This window comes from Paenibacillus daejeonensis DSM 15491 (assembly GCF_000378385.1).
Taxonomy (GTDB): Bacteria; Bacillota; Bacilli; order Paenibacillales; family Paenibacillaceae; genus Paenibacillus_D; species Paenibacillus_D daejeonensis.
Map to the genome: position 1 here is coordinate 17,705 of NZ_KB899678.1, position 17,847 is coordinate 35,551.

General features: G+C 52.2%; 9 protein-coding genes. 3 read left to right on the forward strand and 6 right to left on the reverse strand.

What is annotated here, in order from left to right; translation table 11 throughout:
- Window positions 1–260: 260 nt before the first annotated feature.
- Genes F556_RS35665 through F556_RS35675 form a run of 3 tightly spaced genes read left to right on the forward strand, consistent with a single transcriptional unit; the run spans window position 261 to window position 6,593 of the window.
- Window positions 261–2,363, forward strand: coding sequence for an alpha-helical endospore appendage domain-containing protein (locus tag F556_RS35665; RefSeq protein ID WP_020620725.1), 2,103 nt, complete (start codon window positions 261–263; stop codon window positions 2,361–2,363).
- A 24-nt stretch (window positions 2,364–2,387) separates the two neighbouring features.
- Entirely contained in the window at window positions 2,388–4,478 is a 2,091-nt protein-coding gene (locus F556_RS35670) for an alpha-helical endospore appendage domain-containing protein (RefSeq protein WP_020620726.1), read from the forward strand.
- A gap of 33 nt (window positions 4,479–4,511) precedes the next feature.
- The gene (locus F556_RS35675; protein WP_020620727.1) at window positions 4,512–6,593 is read left to right on the forward strand and encodes an alpha-helical endospore appendage domain-containing protein; all 2,082 of its coding nucleotides are present in this window, start codon (window positions 4,512–4,514) and stop codon (window positions 6,591–6,593) included.
- A 74-nt stretch (window positions 6,594–6,667) separates the two neighbouring features.
- Here the strand turns inward: F556_RS35675 and F556_RS0130100 are convergent, their stop codons facing one another.
- From F556_RS0130100 to F556_RS0130140, 6 genes are all read right to left on the reverse strand, one after another.
- Window positions 6,668–9,214 (reverse strand): DUF4158 domain-containing protein, encoded by a 2,547-nt coding sequence (locus F556_RS0130100; RefSeq protein WP_020620728.1) that lies wholly within the window; start codon window positions 9,212–9,214, stop codon window positions 6,668–6,670.
- A gap of 1,110 nt (window positions 9,215–10,324) precedes the next feature.
- Window positions 10,325–13,135, reverse strand: coding sequence for a cohesin domain-containing protein (locus F556_RS0130120; protein WP_020620732.1), 2,811 nt, complete (start codon window positions 13,133–13,135; stop codon window positions 10,325–10,327).
- Between the two features lie 344 nt (window positions 13,136–13,479).
- Complete coding sequence (locus tag F556_RS0130125) at window positions 13,480–13,890, reverse strand: (R)-mandelonitrile lyase (protein WP_020620733.1); 411 nt, start codon at window positions 13,888–13,890, stop codon at window positions 13,480–13,482.
- A gap of 58 nt (window positions 13,891–13,948) precedes the next feature.
- Window positions 13,949–14,902 carry a helix-turn-helix transcriptional regulator gene (locus F556_RS0130130; RefSeq protein ID WP_026297587.1) on the reverse strand — a complete coding sequence of 318 codons (954 nt, stop codon included), beginning with the start codon at window positions 14,900–14,902 and terminating at the stop codon, window positions 13,949–13,951.
- 71 nt (window positions 14,903–14,973) lie between these two features.
- A complete protein-coding gene (locus tag F556_RS0130135; protein WP_020620735.1) occupies window positions 14,974–17,244 on the reverse strand; it encodes an ATP-binding cassette domain-containing protein in 2,271 nt (756 codons plus the stop codon).
- On the reverse strand, window positions 17,231–17,800 hold the full coding sequence (locus F556_RS0130140; RefSeq protein WP_020620736.1) for a dihydrofolate reductase family protein: 570 nt from the start codon (window positions 17,798–17,800) through the stop codon (window positions 17,231–17,233). The genes F556_RS0130135 and F556_RS0130140 overlap by 14 nt, the downstream gene beginning before the upstream one ends.
- Between the last annotated feature and the right edge of the window lie 47 nt (window positions 17,801–17,847).

Consider the following 17,847-nt stretch of genomic DNA (forward strand, 5'->3'; position numbering starts at 1 on the left):
CTCTTCTACTTGCTGATCACGGATTTGTGCTTTATAGATTCCACCTGTTTTTGCGTTGTAGAGACCTAAGACAGACGTTAGGGTGACAGCTCATTACCAGAATCCTAAAGTGACCTGGTTGCATACCCTTTTACCTGCAGAAGTTATCGAGCGATATCCACAAAAGGACGGGAAAGGGTGAAAAAATAGGTTGCTTTCCGGTTCCAACTCCTATCGGACTGAATAAATTGTGAGGAGTTCACGATTAAGGAGGCTATCACTTGTCAAATCCAAATCTACCGAATATCACCCCCAATATTTCATTAACGCGGGATGATGTGGTCAACCTGCTCTTCTCTTCCATCGCGATGGAGGAGTTGGGACTAGCCCACATTATCAATGCCGAGGGCGAGAAGATTCAATTCGCGCTGGGAACCCTGCCCGGGGTTAGTGGACCGGGAGCTACGATTAATCAGCTGCTCCAAGTCAACCAGAGCGCGCAGTCCATGCTCGATACCGTATTCCGTCAGGAGATGATGCTGGAGTCCAAGCTGAAGACAGCAGCCAACCTGCAGGAGATTGTCGGCCCGACGGGTCCCACCGGACCTACTGGTGAACCTGGCGGTGTGCTCAGCGTCAACGGCCAGACCGGTGATGTTGTGCTTGGTGTAGACGATGGCATCTTCCCGGTCTCGGATGACGAATCCTCTGATAGTACGTTGTCGGACTTTAATACGCCCGGCGTGTACAGCTCGGATGATCCAGACGGTCCTCCCCCACCTGACTCGCCCCCAACTGACAATCCATCCGTTTGGACGATCTATGTCTCACGCGTCGGCAACTATGTGCAGCAGCTGTATATCTCCAATCCTTCGCTCTATTACCGGAGCAGCCAAGATGGCGGGCTGACTTACCCCGGGGGCTGGATACCAATTGGAGCGCAAGGTCCGACGGGTGCTACTGGTATAGGGGCGACTGGCGCGACGGGTGCGGATGGTCCTGATGGTGCAAGAGGTCCGGCTGGTGGTACGGGACCAACCGGTGCCACAGGTCAAGTCGGCGCAACCGGTTCAACGGGTAGTACAGGCGCACAAGGTGCAACGGGAATCGGCGGGACTACGGGAGCGACAGGCTTCCCAGGTACTACAGGGGCCACCGGTGTGGCTGGGGCTACAGGCACCACAGGGGCCCCTGGATCTACGGGACCGACGGGCGTTACGGGAGCGACGGGACCGACCGGCGCAGATGGTGCTACTGGCGCACCAGGTTCAACAGGCAATATGGGCACAACAGGCACCACGGGAGCCACCGGCGTGGCGGGACCTACGGGGCCTACGGGGCTTACAGGGGCAACCGGCCCTGGAGGTGCAACGGGAGCGACAGGTTCCACGGGTGTGACAGGTGCTACAGGCATTCAAGGGGCCACGGGTCATACGGGGGTGTCCGGTCCAATCGGTATCACCGGAGTAACTGGAGCTACTGGAGCTACTGGGCCAGCCGGCGCAACCGGCGTCACGGGTGCGACTGGTGCAATCGGCATCACTGGGGTAACAGGTGCTACAGGTTCGACCGGTGCTACAGGGCTCACAGGTGCCGCCGGGATCACCGGCATAACAGGTCCTACCGGGGCAACCGGCATTACAGGGCCATCGGGTCCAACGGGCATCACAGGTGCAACGGGCTCAACGGGACCTCAAGGTACTACGGGCATAACGGGGCCTACTGGTGCAACCGGCGCAACGGGTGCAACGGGTTTGACAGGTGCGACAGGTTCTACTGGCGCGACAGGTCCGAGCGGAGCCACGGGTGTCACGGGGCCTACGGGCAGCACGGGTCCAACCGGAGCAACTGGCGTGACGGGTCCCACCGGAATGTCAGGCGCGACGGGGATAACAGGAATGACGGGGATGACAGGTGCACCAGGTCCGACTGGAGCAACGGGTACTACACCTTCATCATCAACGGTATATAGCTATATCTTCGCGTCAGGCATTACCGGCCCCATAGGTATCGATGAAAATATTACCTTTACCGCAAATCCTATCGGAACACCTGGCATCGGATTTACTGGCCCCTCCCCCACGATCACTGTTCAAACACCAGGACTCTATAGTATTTCGTTCCAAGTGACTACTGCTCATAACGGTGGAGGGAACAAGGTCATTAAATGGGCGTTGACCGTTAACAACACGCCTGTTCCATCAGGCGAGTTCCATGAATTATTGTCTGCTACCGTTATTAATCAAGTTGCCGGACAGTATGTGCTTGCTCTGGAAGCGGGAGATCAACTCACCGTGCGTAATACGTCTGGTGCCCTGCAAGCTCTGCCACCGGTGGATACAGACGAAAGAGTAGCTTATATTTCCCTAATAAAAATTGGCTAGTACGCTATATAAGGAGGTTATCCCTTGTCCAATCCGAATTTGCCGAATATTAGCCCTACCATTACGCTAACGCGTAATGATGTGGTCAACCTCTTGTTCTCCTCGATTGCGATGGAGGAGCTTGGGCTCGCGCATGTTATTAATGCTGAAGGAGAGAAAATTCAGTTCGCTCTAGGTACGCTTCAAGGCGTAAGTGGTCCAGCAGCGACGCTTGATGAGGTGCTTCAAGTCAATCAAGGCGTGCAAGCGATGCTGGATACCGTATTGCGCCAGGAAATGATGCTGGAGTCGAAACTGCGGACAACATCAAGAATCCCAACAGTTTATGGTGCAACGGGCGTGACGGGAGCTACAGGTCTACCTGGTCTTGTAGACAGTGTGAATGGTCAGACGGGCGCTGTTGTACTCGATGCGGAGGATGGTGTCTTCCCCATCCAGAACGATGAACCATCTGGTAACCCCTTGTCCGATTATAACGAGCCAGGCGTATACAGTTCATCCAATCCCAATGGTCCCCCACCTCCGGACAGTCCGGATACTAGCAATCCTGCAGTCTGGACGGTATATGTATCTCGAGTAGGCAACTATGTGCAGCAATTGTATATCTCGAATCCCGCCCTATTTTATCGCAGCAGTCAGGATGGCGGACTGACCTATCCGGATGGCTGGATCCGGGTGGGCGAGCAAGGCCCGATAGGTGCAACAGGCGCAGCCGTAACAGGGCCAACCGGACTCACAGGAGCTACGGGTACGGCCGGTGCTACGGGGGATTCCGGGAATGACGGTCCAATGGGTGCCGCAGCTGCTACCGGAGCTCCTGGAGCGACCGGTCCAACGGGTCCAACGGGGAATCAAGGGTCAACAGGTGCTAGTGGTGATGCTGGCGCTAACGGTCCGACTGGTGTCACGGGAATGACAGGTTCCATGGGATCGACAGGACCCACTGGCGTCCGAGGACCAACTGGTCCGACTGGAGCAACCGGCGCAACAGGCGCAGATGGCCCAACCGGCACTACGGGGACCACAGGTGTTACGGGATACACAGGTTCATCCGGTGTAACAGGACCTACAGGTTCGAGCGGCCTGACAGGTCAGACTGGGGCTACTGGACTGACCGGGTTCCAAGGAATAACCGGTATAACCGGAGCTACGGGTATAACAGGACCCACAGGTGTTACAGGAATGACAGGTGTTACGGGCCTCACGGGATATCCAGGCGCAACCGGAGCAAGCGGTCCGGATGGCCCTACCGGTGATGCCGGTGCAACAGGACTTAATGGCGCGACTGGCATGGACGGGATGACAGGTATTACAGGTCCAACGGGGATAACCGGTAATGATGGACCAACTGGCAGCATAGGCAACACAGGACCCGTGGGTGTGACAGGTGTTACCGGGTCAACAGGCGCTACCGGTGCACCCGGATCCATCGGTGCGACCGGCCTGACTGGAGCTGCCGGTATAACCGGCCCGACAGGAGCCACGGGAATGACCGGCCTCATGGGGCCAACAGGTCCGATTGGTGCAACAGGTGCAACAGGTGCAACAGGCGTCGCGGGCACGACCGGGGTCACTGGCGTATCCGGACTTACCGGTGTTACCGGTCCGACTGGTTTGCCCGGAGCGACAGGCGTAACGGGCGCAACCGGAGCCAAGGGCTTGACGGGTATAACAGGGGCAACCGGTGCGACACCACCAACCTCTTACCGATACGTCATTTGCACGCAAGCTAGTCTTCCTATCCCTGGTGGAACCTATGTTCCGTTCGAAGATGTTAGTGGTACAGCTGACATCACATTAACAGCTGCGGACACCATTACAGTTGCTGACGCCGGCGTTTATCGGATCGCCTTTTCGATTACGAGCGCCAATACCGCTGCTTCACCAGATCCATTGAATTGGAATATCAATATTAACGCTAATCGCCTACCTAATGGCTTCTATGTATACCCTCCAGGGAATACCAATGCACAGGTTATAGGTGAGAATCTTATCCGATTAAATGCAGGAGACCAAATTCATTTGAACAATACAAAAACTCAATCGCAGACCATCTCCGGGGCTGCAGGAACAGAAACCAACGCTTATCTGCTTGTCGTCAAAATTGATAATTAACTTGAACCCCAGTCCTTATAGGGAGGTAATGTTTTGTCGAATCCAAATTTGCCTAATATAACGCCAACGATTAGTCTTACGCGCGATGATGTCATTAATTTGTTATTCTCCTCCATTGCGATGGAAGAGCTGGGCTTGGCTCACATCATTAACGCTGAAGGGGAAAAAATTCAATTCGCCCTCGGAACGTTGCCGGGTGTGAGTGGTCCAGATGCCAGTCTGCAGCAGGTCATCCAAGTAAACCAGAGTGCACAGTCGATGCTGGACACTGTATTCCGGCAGGAGATGATGCTGGAATCCAAATTGAGGACCGCCTCCGGCATCCCGTCCATGATCGGTCCTACTGGTGCCGTTGGACCTTCCGGCGCACCAAGCGGCGTGGTAAGCGTGAATGGCCAGACTGGTGTTGTTCAACTACAAGCAGACAATGGCGTATTTCCAATCAACAATGAGGAACCATCGAATTCGTTATTGAACGCTTATAATCAACCTGGCGTTTACAGTTCAGATGATCCCAATGGCGCGCCTCCTCCAGATGGTCCGGTAAGTGCCGATAACCCTGCGGTCTGGACGATCTATGTATCCAGAGTAGGTGACTATGTTCAGCAGCTCTATATCTCCAATCCCTCTCTTTACTATAGAAGCAGTGCCAATGGAGGACGCACCTACCCTGGAGGCTGGATTCCCATCGGCCTGCCGGGAGCAACCGGAGCTACCGGAATTGGCGTGGCCGGACCGGCAGGTTCCACTGGCGCAACGGGTGTGACAGGCGCAACTGGCGCGACCGGAGCAACAGGTCCAACAGGAGCCGACGGCAATCAAGGTGCGACGGGCCTTGCTGGAGCGACTGGAACCACTGGCCTGCCTGGGGTAACCGGCAACACCGGACCAGATGGCCAGACTGGGATAACCGGACCAACTGGTCTGGCAGGGATTACAGGGACGACTGGTCCAACCGGCGCTTCTGGTCAGGCGGGAGATGACGGACCTGCTGGCGCTACAGGTACCCAGGGCGCTACAGGAACTGATGGTGCGTCTGGCCCTACAGGAGCTACAGGTGTTGGCGGAACCACCGGTTCCACGGGTCTGATGGGTTCCACTGGTGCCAGCGGATCGACGGGTCCAACGGGATCTACGGGTTATATCGGATCAACCGGCAGTTCTGGCCCAACGGGAGTGGATGGAGCTACAGGGGCCACAGGCATGACGGGTCCAACGGGGGTAACTGGTCCCTCGGGTTCCACTGGTGCTACCGGCTCTACTGGCCCTACAGGTTCTGAAGGTGTCACTGGTGCCACTGGAGGAACTGGGGCTACAGGCGTCCCTGGTCCTACCGGGGTAAGAGGTTCTACTGGCAGCACCGGTCCGACAGGCCGCACGGGTCCAACTGGAGCCACGGGTGTCACCGGCCCAACCGGACCAAGTGGCAGCGTGATAGACGGCTTCACTGGCCCGACGGGTGTAAGTGGAGCGGCCGGACTCACAGGCCCAACGGGTTTTACTGGTGCAAGTGGTCCTATCATAGATGGCTCAACAGGTAACGCTGGTGTGACTGGCGTGACAGGAGCTGCGGGCATTACCGGATCTACCGGTGTCACAGGTGTAACGGGTGTGATAGGTGTAACAGGTCTGACAGGTGCTACAGGCATTACGGGACCAACCGGCAACACCGGTATGACAGGTGTCAGTGGCCCTGAGTTTACTCCTTCTTACTGTTATATATATACTACGGGTGCTGGGACAATTAATCCAGATAGTTTATATCCGTTTAATGCTACGCCTGTTATTAGCACACCAGATATTGTGTTAGCGCCTAATACTACGCTTACATTTACTAATTCCGGCATCTACAGGATCAGTTTTATGATCCTTACCTATTTTTCGGCTAACGTGTTGGAATGGTCCTTGACCGTAAATGGAGCGGAGGTTCCAAGTGGCGAGTTTCATCAAAGCACCAATGACCCCACAAGAGCGCAGATCTTTGGTGAGTATCTCTTACGGATCAATAATGGCGATCAGCTTGCGGTCAAGAATACGTCCGGATTCTCACAAGATTCGCTAAGCATAACAAACTTTACTTCTGCCTATTTAATGGCGATTAAATTGGATAATTAGCTGTAAATCGTTTAGCCTAGCAGGCTTGCTCCGATGATGAGCCGGACCAAACTGCTAGGCTTTTCTCATGTGTTCTATTCGGTGTATCGGCTGCTGTTCCACACAATAATCGCATTGATCAGCAAGCTCTGGGCCAGGATGGCAAGCGAGTGCTCCTCCCTCTCATCCCGGCGCACATGCCACTCACTGCCTTGGCTTAGCGATCGGGTTAACTGGTTCATCGACTCCCACCGGAATGCATCCTCCCTGATCGCTTGGTGGACCTGATGAGATCGCACGAGCTCGGCACTCGATAACGTCTTCTCGATTCGTCCGACCTCTCTCACTGCCTCTCTAAGCTCGGGGAAGGCTCGTAGCTTGAGATACAATTGCTGAGACGAAATCTGTTGCTCGCGAACGTAGGTCGGCAGAGCTGCCAAGGCATCAGCGGCGGACTGAATCTTCTCCTCCTGAATCAAGCCTGTTTTGGCGAATGGCGGGAGTGCGACCTTCCCAATCGTATATAATTTGGTCTGAGGAGCATGGGTTAGCCGCGGGATCAATTGTAGGCCGAGGAGGCGGGCCAAACCAAATAGTTCATCCGACATCCCGCTGGCTGGGCAATAGCGTACCTGCGCCTCCATGAGTGTGCCTTGCGCTGTCGCTCCTGCCAGTTGCCAGCCGATATGGTGGTCAAAGGTTAGATGTGTCGACTGTATCATGCCCATATTGTTCATGGTGCGACACAGATACCCCTGTCGCTTCCCCTCCCCATCCAAGATGACTTGCACATCACAGGAACTGGTGGCGTTGCGAGTCCAGTCTGGCACTAGATACTGACTGTCCATATAGTGTAGCAACTTCTCTTGGGCAACCAACAGCGTGTGTGCCTGAATACGCCATTGCAACGTGGTCATCAATTGACGGTAGGTCGCTTGTTCCTGGTCATCCTGACTCGCTGGCAGCCCTCTCAGGGTCCCAAGCCTGATCAAGAGAGAAAAAATGCGTTGCACCTCTTGTTCATCTGGTTCTTTGGTGGTTGAGGCATGAATGAAACAATCAGCAAAACCTGTCCAGCGATTTACTTCTTCGAGTAATTCAATGAAGTCTATTTTGGGCAGTTGGGTGAGACTGGTGTAGTACTTGTATACTTGCCTTCTGGGAGCCTTCTGGCCAGGCGGGCGCCTATAGTTAATGCCTGGCTTGGGCATGGGTGAGATGTGAGGTACAATCTCTGCCAGCCTTTGTTTTCGATCCTCCAGATAGGTGGATATAAGCTTTGATTCTGAGGAAGCATCCACAACATCAGAGGGTAGCAAATGACAGGAGCCATAACGATGGCTATTCTTCACCCACAGCTGTCCATCTCTCGTGCGATTACGCAGTTCTACCAGAACAGCGGTTTCAAATAAGTAGCGGTAAATCACCTGATTGCGGCCCTTAATAAACGGACGCCAAGCAGGTGGGATGAAGGTCAGTAAGGTCGGATCAATCGGGCTATGCCGTGCTTCTTGCGTATACATCTCATGTAGTGCATCCATCGCTAAGCGCAACGGTCTGGTCCGCTCATCCCCATTAAACTCGAACAAACTGAGAAGTAGCGGGGCATATTTGCGGAAATGAAAGTATAGTTTCTTCAAGCGCTTTTTCGCTTCTGCTGAAAAATCCTCTGCCAGTGTCCGGGCAGCCTGGTCCTCTTGGACGGTAGGCTTTCGTACTTTAGGAAGCTCACTAATAAATTCACTGACTATGACATTGTGGATGTGTAACGCGCGGTCGGTCAGTTCCGTACCCAAACGGTCGATGTGCAGCGCGAGCAGTCCATATTTTTTAGTTGGCTTCAATCGAGAATAAACCGTAGCGTCATAACACTCGGCAATAGACTTGAGTTGCTGTAATCGCGAGGCGGGAATGCCCGTTGTCGTCACAGTGATATCAATATCCTTCAGGATGGCCAAGCGTTCTGCGACCTTCAAGAAACCATCTGCGGTGTAAGCATCTGTCCCGAGTCTCAGCCAGCTCAAGGACGGCGTCCCCTCCCCTGTCAGGAGGAGGCGGTCCAGGTGATCTAGTTGTGTTGGCGTAAGCGAGACATTTAACTGCTGCAGAATATCATGTTCAATTTTGTGCTTTGTTTCCCAGACGGCCCGTTCAATCGTAGAGAGTGCAGGGAAAATAATTTTGCGTTCTCGTAGCCAATTCACACAAGTGTGAACACCTTGTACCGCGTCTTCGCAGCTCATAATTATAGGGTACAGGTCCTGGACTAACTGATCATAATGCTCTTTGCTGAAGCTGGTGTAGCCGAACAAACGGCGAATTTCATCCAAATGTTCTCTTCGTGTGGGTTCCCGATGTGCATAGTTGGCGAACTCGGACGGCGAGATGTTCAACTGAGCTGCGATAAAAGCAAGAAACGCATCGGGAATCGCTTCATATTGTTGAAGGGGCCAACCGGGATAAGCAACCAGGGCAAGTTGAACCGCAAAGCCCAAACGGTTGTAATCGCGGCGATGATGAAGGATAATGTCTAACTGTTCTTGGGTGAAGGTATAGTGATGAACGACAGCTGGATCATGGGGGTTCGGTATGCGTTTGAAGGCCTGCTTCTGATGCTCAGTCAACACCTCTTTCGGATTCATACCTACCCCTCCCTCGTCATACCGTGCATGAAGTTAACGTTCATTTACTTCTAAATTATGTAACGATTAAATGGTTATGCTTGTCCTTTGAAAATACTTGCACGGTTAATAGTATCTAAATTCTCTATATTGGGTATTTTTCCCTTCTTTAAGGGAGGGGGTTATGAAAAAGACGGCTACCCGTCGACAGGAGCCGTCTCTTTCATGTAGGTGTGGTTCGCGTTCGGGGAGCAGCCGAATCAACCACTGTTGCAGGAGCAACCGGAGAAACAGGAACGGCAATCCCGCCAGCTTGGCGTATTGCCTAGACCGCTCTAACCCGATTAGTTAGAGTGGCGTATCAATTCCCTTAAGAACTGATATACCACATCATATGTCGGCCATTCGAAAATGATACACATTTTCCTGGGAGATTTGAAAAAAAGTTCGCTCAATTAATTCTAGTGTACGTTTAGATTGCTCGACCTGATATCAGCGGATTGACGCACACATCTAATCCTCATCAGCATATAAGAAACAACAAAAAAACCACGCTGGACGTGGTTTGCAATAAATTACTTCACTATGATTTCATCATCTTGTGGAATGGTGACTTGGCTGGGTAAGAGTAGCAAACCGACAGCCAGCAGCCCCAGCATGCCGAAGAAGAAAAGATAGATGGCCATGGCCTCCATTAGTTCGCACCTCCATTCAACGTTTGACCCGTCGGAAATGTCTTGTCAATCGGTTCCATTTCCCAAGCAGCAGCTACGAATATGATTAGTACAGTGAGTATTGCTAGGCTAAATCCCATGATGGTGAACATAACTTCCATTAACCCCACCCCTTCGTGCAATAGTGTCGTTACCAAACTTTCTAAGTTTATTGTAACTACGCTTCAACTCTAGGGATGTGATTTTAATCACAAACTTTAAATTCTTTTTCAACAATTCGCCCCCACAGCCACCGCGCAATTGCCGTGCTAGAAGGTCTTATTTTCTTCTCATGGTTCACTTTGTTCTGAGGCTGGTTGAGCCACCAGGCGTAGCCTAAATTCCCGATTCCAAGCACGACAAGAACGCCCCCTCTATCCTTTCAGTAAAGGGGGCGTTGCCATTCTAGTTAACTCAATTAGTTCGTCAGAATAAGACGTGCCAATGCCGAAAGGTCGGCGATGTCGATCGTTCCATCATTGTTGATGTCGTACTTCTTCACGTCGTTCCAATCCGGACTATTCGAAGTTTTGCCATAAGCTTTTGCAACGAGTGCCAGGTCACCAACGCTAACTCTGTTGTCATCGTTGTAATCACCTGGTACGACAGGCTTGCGAATCTCAACGGCGTGCGTATTACCATCCACTTCCGCCTCTATTCCCTCGCCATCCGCAAGTACGACAAGTGTTACTGCGATATCCGCAATACCAGCTGTGTTCTTGGCTTTGAAGGTGAGCTTGAAGAGATGTTGGTTAGGGTTGGTTACGCCCTCGTTGAAATGCGTACCGATAATACGAATGCTTCCTTCTTGGCTGTCTGTACCTACAATCGCGAATTTGCTCGCATCCAACGATACCGGCTGACCCACAAGCTCCAGCTTAGCCGCATCGTATTTGATCGTAATGTCCTGTGCATACACTTCCTGTTTAAGACTGTCGAGACCGTAGGTCACATCGAAAGTATCCCCAAACTGTACCACTGCTGGACCAGACAAGGTAGCTGAGCTAGTCGCTGTATGCCTGGACTGTGCGAACATCCAATCAAAAATGTTCTTGTCAGCGAAAGCTTCTTGGCTTGCGCCATATCGGAAGCTGGCATTGGATTGGCCGAGCCGGTTGCTGTACACTTGGGCTTCCGTCTCGTGTGGAGTCCAGTCAAAGCCGTAGTATGGGAAATTAAAGGCCTGGTTGGTATCCAGAACGTTCACGTTGGCGTTGGCATATAAGCCGCTGGCGCCCGCACCTGTACTGAAATATTGTGTCCATGTATTCCCCGCACTGTCATTCTTATGTGTGTGTGCCCAGATGGCTGTTTTTGCGAGCTCAGGGTTCGCTTGAAGCTGTTCCGCAGTTGGCAAGGAGCCTCCAGCAAGCGGCACGATGGCTGCGACGAACTCAGGATTGCGCGAATAGAACCCGAGGGTGTACATGCTGCCCATGGAGAAGCCGGACATGTAGATGCGGTCCAGATCCACCTTGCCCTCGGCAGCCAGCTTCTGAACGTAGGCCATAAGAGCCTCATTGTTGGCCTGATTGTTCGCGTGGTTCTGTGTAGCTATGATATGTGCGTTGTACTTGCCTGGGCTCTCCAATTGGCGCTTGGACAGTACGGCTGCGCCATTCGCGGTCTGCATAGGAGCGAAGTAGTCGCCTGAAGGACCGCCCCGGCCGCCGCCATGATTGTAGATGAACAGTGGGAGAGGTCCCTTGTCTTTCCAAGACTCATCGACTGAAATCAGGATGTCCATGCTTCCTGTACCACCAGGGTTTGTTTTGTCTGGGACAAACTTGTCGAGCGCCGGGTTCACAATTGCGGTCTGAGTGAATTTTGGCGTGAGTGTTGTGCCGTCTGTCAGCTTCACCTCACGATTCACATTGACCCGGTAGTTGAGGATTGCCGAGAATGCGTTTTGCAGGTTGCCCGATACCATGGCGCCAGACGTATAGCCATTAGCATTCCAGAACTCCATTTCTACGATGATGTAGCGTCCGCTCGCAGGTGTATCCTTTACGAGATCGTCAGATCCTGGAGCTGGCGAGATGTAACCAAGCGGCTCGGGATTGCTGTTCACATAAACTCTGGAAATATTGCGCGGGCCATCGAAAATCAAGGTCGAGCCATCGAGTCTCGTGTTCCTTGCACCTACTGTGAACATGTCGGCATTCAGGTCAGCAAGGTTCGCCGCTTTGCCTTCGCCAAGGTCGATGACGACCGCAGTTGTGACGTTGCCGACAGAGAAGATGTCATTATACACGGTGAACGGTAACTCCGCTGCGCTCAAGCTTGGCTTGAAGGTCGCATGGATTGTCGTACCGCTTGCCGTGACGTTCTTGATGGTGTAAGTGTTGTCTGTAACAGCTACTTCTTGATTGTTAACCGTCACCTTATCCACTTCAAAGCCAAACGCTGGGTTGAACGTGAAGGTTACGTCTTCCCCATCGTTCACCCACACATGGCCTGCCAGGGAGGACGGGCTGATGCTGCCGTTCTGACCGGAGGAAGCCATGACGTAGTGCTGCGTGCCGACAGTCACATTAGGCTCATACAGCCGCAAGGACGGAGACTGATTGATCTGCTCCAGCAGTTGAGCTGCACTCGTCGTGTTCGCTGTTCTGCTTTTTGCGGTGAAGCCGTCTCTTGTACTCGTCAGAGCAAAGTTCCACTGGTTGTTCCCGCCCCAAATGTACAGGGACACGGTGCCTTCTTTTTCATCCAGTACACGCAGCAGCATGCTCTGCTGGTTGCCATTGATGGCTGCGCTGGTCGTGTTAAGCGGGGCATGCTGTGCATTGAAGCTGGATTCTCTTCTCAGAGGCTCCTTGCCACCGCCTGTGCCGGGAGCGTCGTTCAAGACCGAGTAGCCAGGACCTTCGCCAAGACCGCCGGAGGCCGCAGCCGTGTTGGCGCCAAGACCAAACTGCCAGATCATGTCGTCTGTCACTTCGGAGGTGATCAAGCCGTCTTTTATCGTTACGGGCTTGGAGGCCATGCCTATCTGAGTATCGCCAGTGACGTCACCGGGTGTGCTGATGGTCGCTTGTGCATTCGTTAGCGCACCGTGCTCGGACACAATGAGATAGCTTTTACCAATCTGAACCTTGGCAGGATCGACCTGCCTCCACGTCTTATTTGGTTCCTGCGATGAATCTGCTGAAGCCAGGGATACCATGGCACCGGATACCATAGTGAAGCATAGCAAGAGAGCCACCATGAATCTAAATTTACGCATGAACTGTAACTCCTCTCATCATTCTTGTTCATTTTTTCTTGCACATCAATAACATGTTATCGCTTACAAAAAGAAAATCAGCTCCTTCACCTCCATTGTGATAATATGAGTTGTAAGGGGAGGCCTCAATTGCTAAAACGTTTTAGCAAACCCCTAAAACAGTTCTGAGTATAGCATGCTTCGCTCGGAAACATTGTCATTTGGTGTTGGCGTTATTTTTGTTTTTTTGTCGCAATTGCGCGACTGATCTATTCTTAGGCAAAATAAATGACCTTGGGTATAGTCGCTCCAAGGTCATAACTGCTTTCAAGTAGTTGGTTTAACGAAATTAATTTCTCTTACCCTTATTCTGCTTCCGGCTGAGGATCGTATTGATCTTCAGACACCTTCTCCAGCCAGACTGCAGTCTCCGCATCCAGCCGTTCTTGGATGGCGATATGGGTCATGGATGTGTTCGGATTCGCACCGTGCCAATGCTTCTCACCGGGCGGGAACCAGATTACATCCCCTTCGTGAATGTACTGGATCTCACCACCCCATACCTGTGCTCTGCCGCTGCCAGCTGTGACGATTAAGGTCTGTCCCAGTGGGTGGGTATGCCACGCCGTACGGGCACCGGGCTCAAATGTGACGTTAGCGCTGACGACCCGGGCAGGCTCCAGAGCCTCGAATAAAGGCTCTAAGCGTACCTGTCCCGTAAAATAATCGGCCGGACCTGGTTTGGCGGGGCGTGAACCGCTTCGTTGGATGTCCATTAAATCACCTCCTTACATCGCAAAACATTCTCTGTGATCCGTTCTGAATGTGACAATTTCACCGATAGATCGCTGCGGTTGCTCTCACTTCGGAAACCACTTTCACCCGTAATTCCTCTGGTGCCAGCACTTCAACAAGAGATCCGTAGCTTAAAATGATTTCACAAGCAGAGTTGAGTGTCTGGAACTCGATATCCAGCTCTGACCACTCACTAGCATCACTAGCTTCCTCAGTGCAAAGTATCTTGGCATACCTCTCTTGTCCGATGCGTGAGTGCAGTTTCTGATGAAGTCTCAGTCGTGCAGGATACCGGGGCAAATTCTTTTTGAATTGCTGTGTTGATTGTTCCCAATACTGTTCCAGATCGAAGTCGTCGGGCCGCTCGAATCTTTCCTCCAACGTGGTGGCATCCGTCAGGCGAGAGATACGATAGGTACGCATGTCTCCGCTTGATTCTGCGATCAAATACCAGACGTTTCGTTTCGCGACAATACCGAGGGGGTTGACGATCCGTTCCACAGTCTCTTCGTCCCTTCGGTATTTTATACTCAACTGACGCTCTTCCCAGACCGCTTCCTGGACAGTCGACAAATGCTCGAACGATTCTTTCGATTGATGCCAGCCAGCGCCATCAACAAGGATTCGTTGTCGCACCATTTCGGCATTGATTTTTATTGCAGCTGGAGAGGCGGCCAACAATTTCTGAAAAGCAGCATCAAAGTGATCTTTAATGCCAAGGTCATCCAGTAAATTGGACGGATTGGTGAGCAGCAGCGATAAGATCTCTTCTGCTTTCATCCCCGTCAAATTGGTTCGGTAACCTTCGGATAACAGCCAACCACCGCCGGAGCCGCGTTCAGCGTAGACGGGAATGCCGGACGTGCTTAATGCCTCCATATCGCGAAAGATGGTCCGCTCCGACACCTCCAGCTTGTTCGCTAGCTCCCGCGAGGTCATCCTTCCCTGGTTCTGCAGCAATAATAAAATGGTCAGCAGCCGATCCGCTCTCAGAACGATCCCTCCTTAATTGGTCTTTGTCTCATTATACGGAGAAATCACGTAGAAATCATTATACCTCAGGATCATGCTCCTTGGCTGGCTTCCGCCTTGCGCAGATACATCCCCGTTATCGAATGCTCGGCAGCTGCAAGCTGGACAGGGGTTCCTTCGAATACGATCTGGCCTCCCCGATGCCCGCCCTCTGGACCTACATCAATGATCCAGTCTGCGCTCTTGATCACATCCAGATTGTGTTCGATGACCACCACTGTGTTGCCCCCGTCTACCAAGCGGTTCAAAATGTCCATCAGACGAGAAATATCGGACATATGCAGTCCGGTTGTCGGCTCATCCATGACATAGAGGTTGCCTTCCTTGTGAAGTTCCTCAGCCAGTTTGATGCGTTGGCATTCTCCACCCGACAAAGTGCTCAGAGGCTGGCCCAGCGTTACGTATCCGAGTCCCACATCCTCGAGCGTCTGCAATTGACGCAGCAACTCCTTCTTACTGAAGAATTCCGAAGCCTCCCGTACTGTCATGGCGAGGACGTCGCTGATGGATTTTCCATTCAGTTTGTACGCTAGCACTTGATCACTGAACCGCCTGCCCGCGCATACTTCACAAGTCGTCCTGATCGGCTCGAGAAACGCCAAATCCGTGTAGATTGTGCCAAGACCCTGACAGTTGGCACAGGCCCCCTTGGAGTTGAAGCTGAACAGGGAAGCGCTGACCTTGTTGGCTGCTGCGAACAGCCGGCGGATCTCGTCCATCATCCCCGTGTAGGTAGCCGGATTGGAGCGGATAGATGTGCCTACGGCCGACTGATCAATGACAATAGCTTCCAGATGAGAGGGCAGGAATGCTCCGTTAATCAGTGTGCTTTTGCCTGAGCCGGCAACTCCCGTTACCACGGTCATCACACCGACAGGTATATCGACGGTCACATTCTTCAGATTGTGCAGGCTGCCTCCGGCTACGGTCATCCGACCCTTGGGCACCCGGAGTGAAGTTTTCAAGGGCAGACTTTGCTTCAAGTACCGCCCTGTCAGTGTATCCGCGCGGAGCAAGCCTGCAAAATCGCCCTCGTAGACAATTTCACCGCCGCGGGTTCCCGCATGGGGTCCGACATCGATGATATAATCTGCGATCTCCATCACTTCGCGGTCATGTTCGACGACGAGTACGGTATTCCCTTTGTCCCGGAGCTGGCACAGCATACCATTTAGACGATGGACGTCCCGCGGATGTAACCCGACGCTTGGCTCATCGAAAATGTAAATCATATCGGTAAGGCTGCTGCCCAGATGACGGACCATCTTGATGCGCTGTGATTCCCCGCCCGACAAAGTTGAGGTAGGTCGGTCCAGACTCAGATACTCCAGCCCGATCGAGACCAGATGGTTCAGCCGAATCAGAATCCCGTCAACTATAGGGCCAGCGACGCGATCTTGAATGGCTCTGATCATACGAATAAGCTCCCTAATCTCCATTGCGGCGCATTGGGCAATGTTGGTTCCGTTTATCCGGCAGCTTAAAGCCTCCTGATTAAGCCGGCTTCCCTTGCACAGGCTGCATTCACTGTAGGATAAGAACCGGTCAATCGATTCGCGTTTCGCTTCGGACAGCTCGCTGCTGTCCCGCTTTAGATATAGGCGGGTTAATTTGGGCAGCAGACCTTCGTAATCTGATTCGATGGCGCCGCCTTTGGTATGGTATACGATCTTGCTTTCTTTGCCGTGCAGGAGGATATCCCACTCTTCCGGCGTGTAATCAGCGAGCCGTTTGTTGTTGTCAAACAATCCGGATTGGGCATATGTACTCCATAACCAGCCCCCCACTTTAAAAGCGGGGAACAGAATCGCACCTTCATTCAGCGACTTGGAGCTGTCGAGCAGCTTCACCACATCGAACTGCACCACCTGTCCCACCCCAGAGCACTCCGGGCACATACCGGTCGGGTCGTTAAAGGAGAAAACATGCGAATTACCGGCAAACGGTTTGCCGATTCTGGAGAACAGCAGTCGGAGCATTGCATAGATATCCGTAATTGTGCCGACCGTCGAACGAGAGTTTCCCCCGAGTCTCTTCTGATCAATGACAACTGCCGTAGACAGGTTCTCGATCAGATCGGCATCTGGCTGACTAAACCGCGGCAGTCGGTTGCGGATAAAGGCGGAGAACGTCTCGTTCAGTTGCCGCTGAGCTTCAACACTAATGGTGTCGAAGACCAGCGAAGATTTGCCCGAACCCGAGACACCGGTGAAGATCGTGATCTTTCGCTTCGGGATGCGGACATTCACGTTTTTCAGGTTATTTTCGCGTGCTCCTTTAATGATGATATCATTGACGTTCATGAACCCCACCGTCCCAATGGTAAATGAGCTGTACTAGGCCTGAGGAGTACGTTCTTGTATGGGCCAACTTTAAATTCAATCTTTCTTTGATATCTGCAAACAATGGTTTTCCTTCTCCCAACACAATTGGGTGCACGGATAATCTAAATTCATCCACAAGTCCTAATTGAATAAAAGTTGTAATTAAACTTGCTCCACCATAGAGCCAGATATCTTTACCTGGACTCTGCTTTATTTTGTGCACTTCTTCAAGGATATGATCGTTTATAAATACAGCTTTATGATTCGTCCCCTGCTGCGACCTGGAAAACACATATTTCTCTTTACTATGAACCAATGCCCAAAATTGTTTGTCAGCCTCCGAATCTTCATGATTTGGGGTGAATTGGCCCCATTCTTCATAGCTTTTTCTTCCATAAAATATGGTATCCACTTGATTTAAGAATTTATTGAACTCCAGCTCGGGATCCATAATGCACCAATCCACTTCACCATTTTTCCCCTCAATGAAACCATCCAACGTAACAGCCAAGTCTAAAATGATTCTTCTGCTCATCATCTATTGCTCCTCTCGTTGATCTATTAACATTATAGACCTTCATT

What these genes read in the sequence shown, in the direction of transcription:
- F556_RS0130100 (WP_020620728.1), bottom strand. Translation starts at nt 9,214, where the DNA reads ATGAATCCGAAAGAGGTGTTGACTGAGCATCAGAAGCAGGCCTTCAAA.
- F556_RS0130120 (WP_020620732.1), bottom strand. Translation starts at nt 13,135, where the DNA reads ATGCGTAAATTTAGATTCATGGTGGCTCTCTTGCTATGCTTCACTATG.
- F556_RS0130125 (WP_020620733.1), bottom strand. Translation starts at nt 13,890, where the DNA reads ATGGACATCCAACGAAGCGGTTCACGCCCCGCCAAACCAGGTCCGGCC.
- F556_RS0130135 (WP_020620735.1), bottom strand. Translation starts at nt 17,244, where the DNA reads ATGAACGTCAATGATATCATCATTAAAGGAGCACGCGAAAATAACCTG.
- F556_RS0130140 (WP_020620736.1), bottom strand. Translation starts at nt 17,800, where the DNA reads ATGAGCAGAAGAATCATTTTAGACTTGGCTGTTACGTTGGATGGTTTC.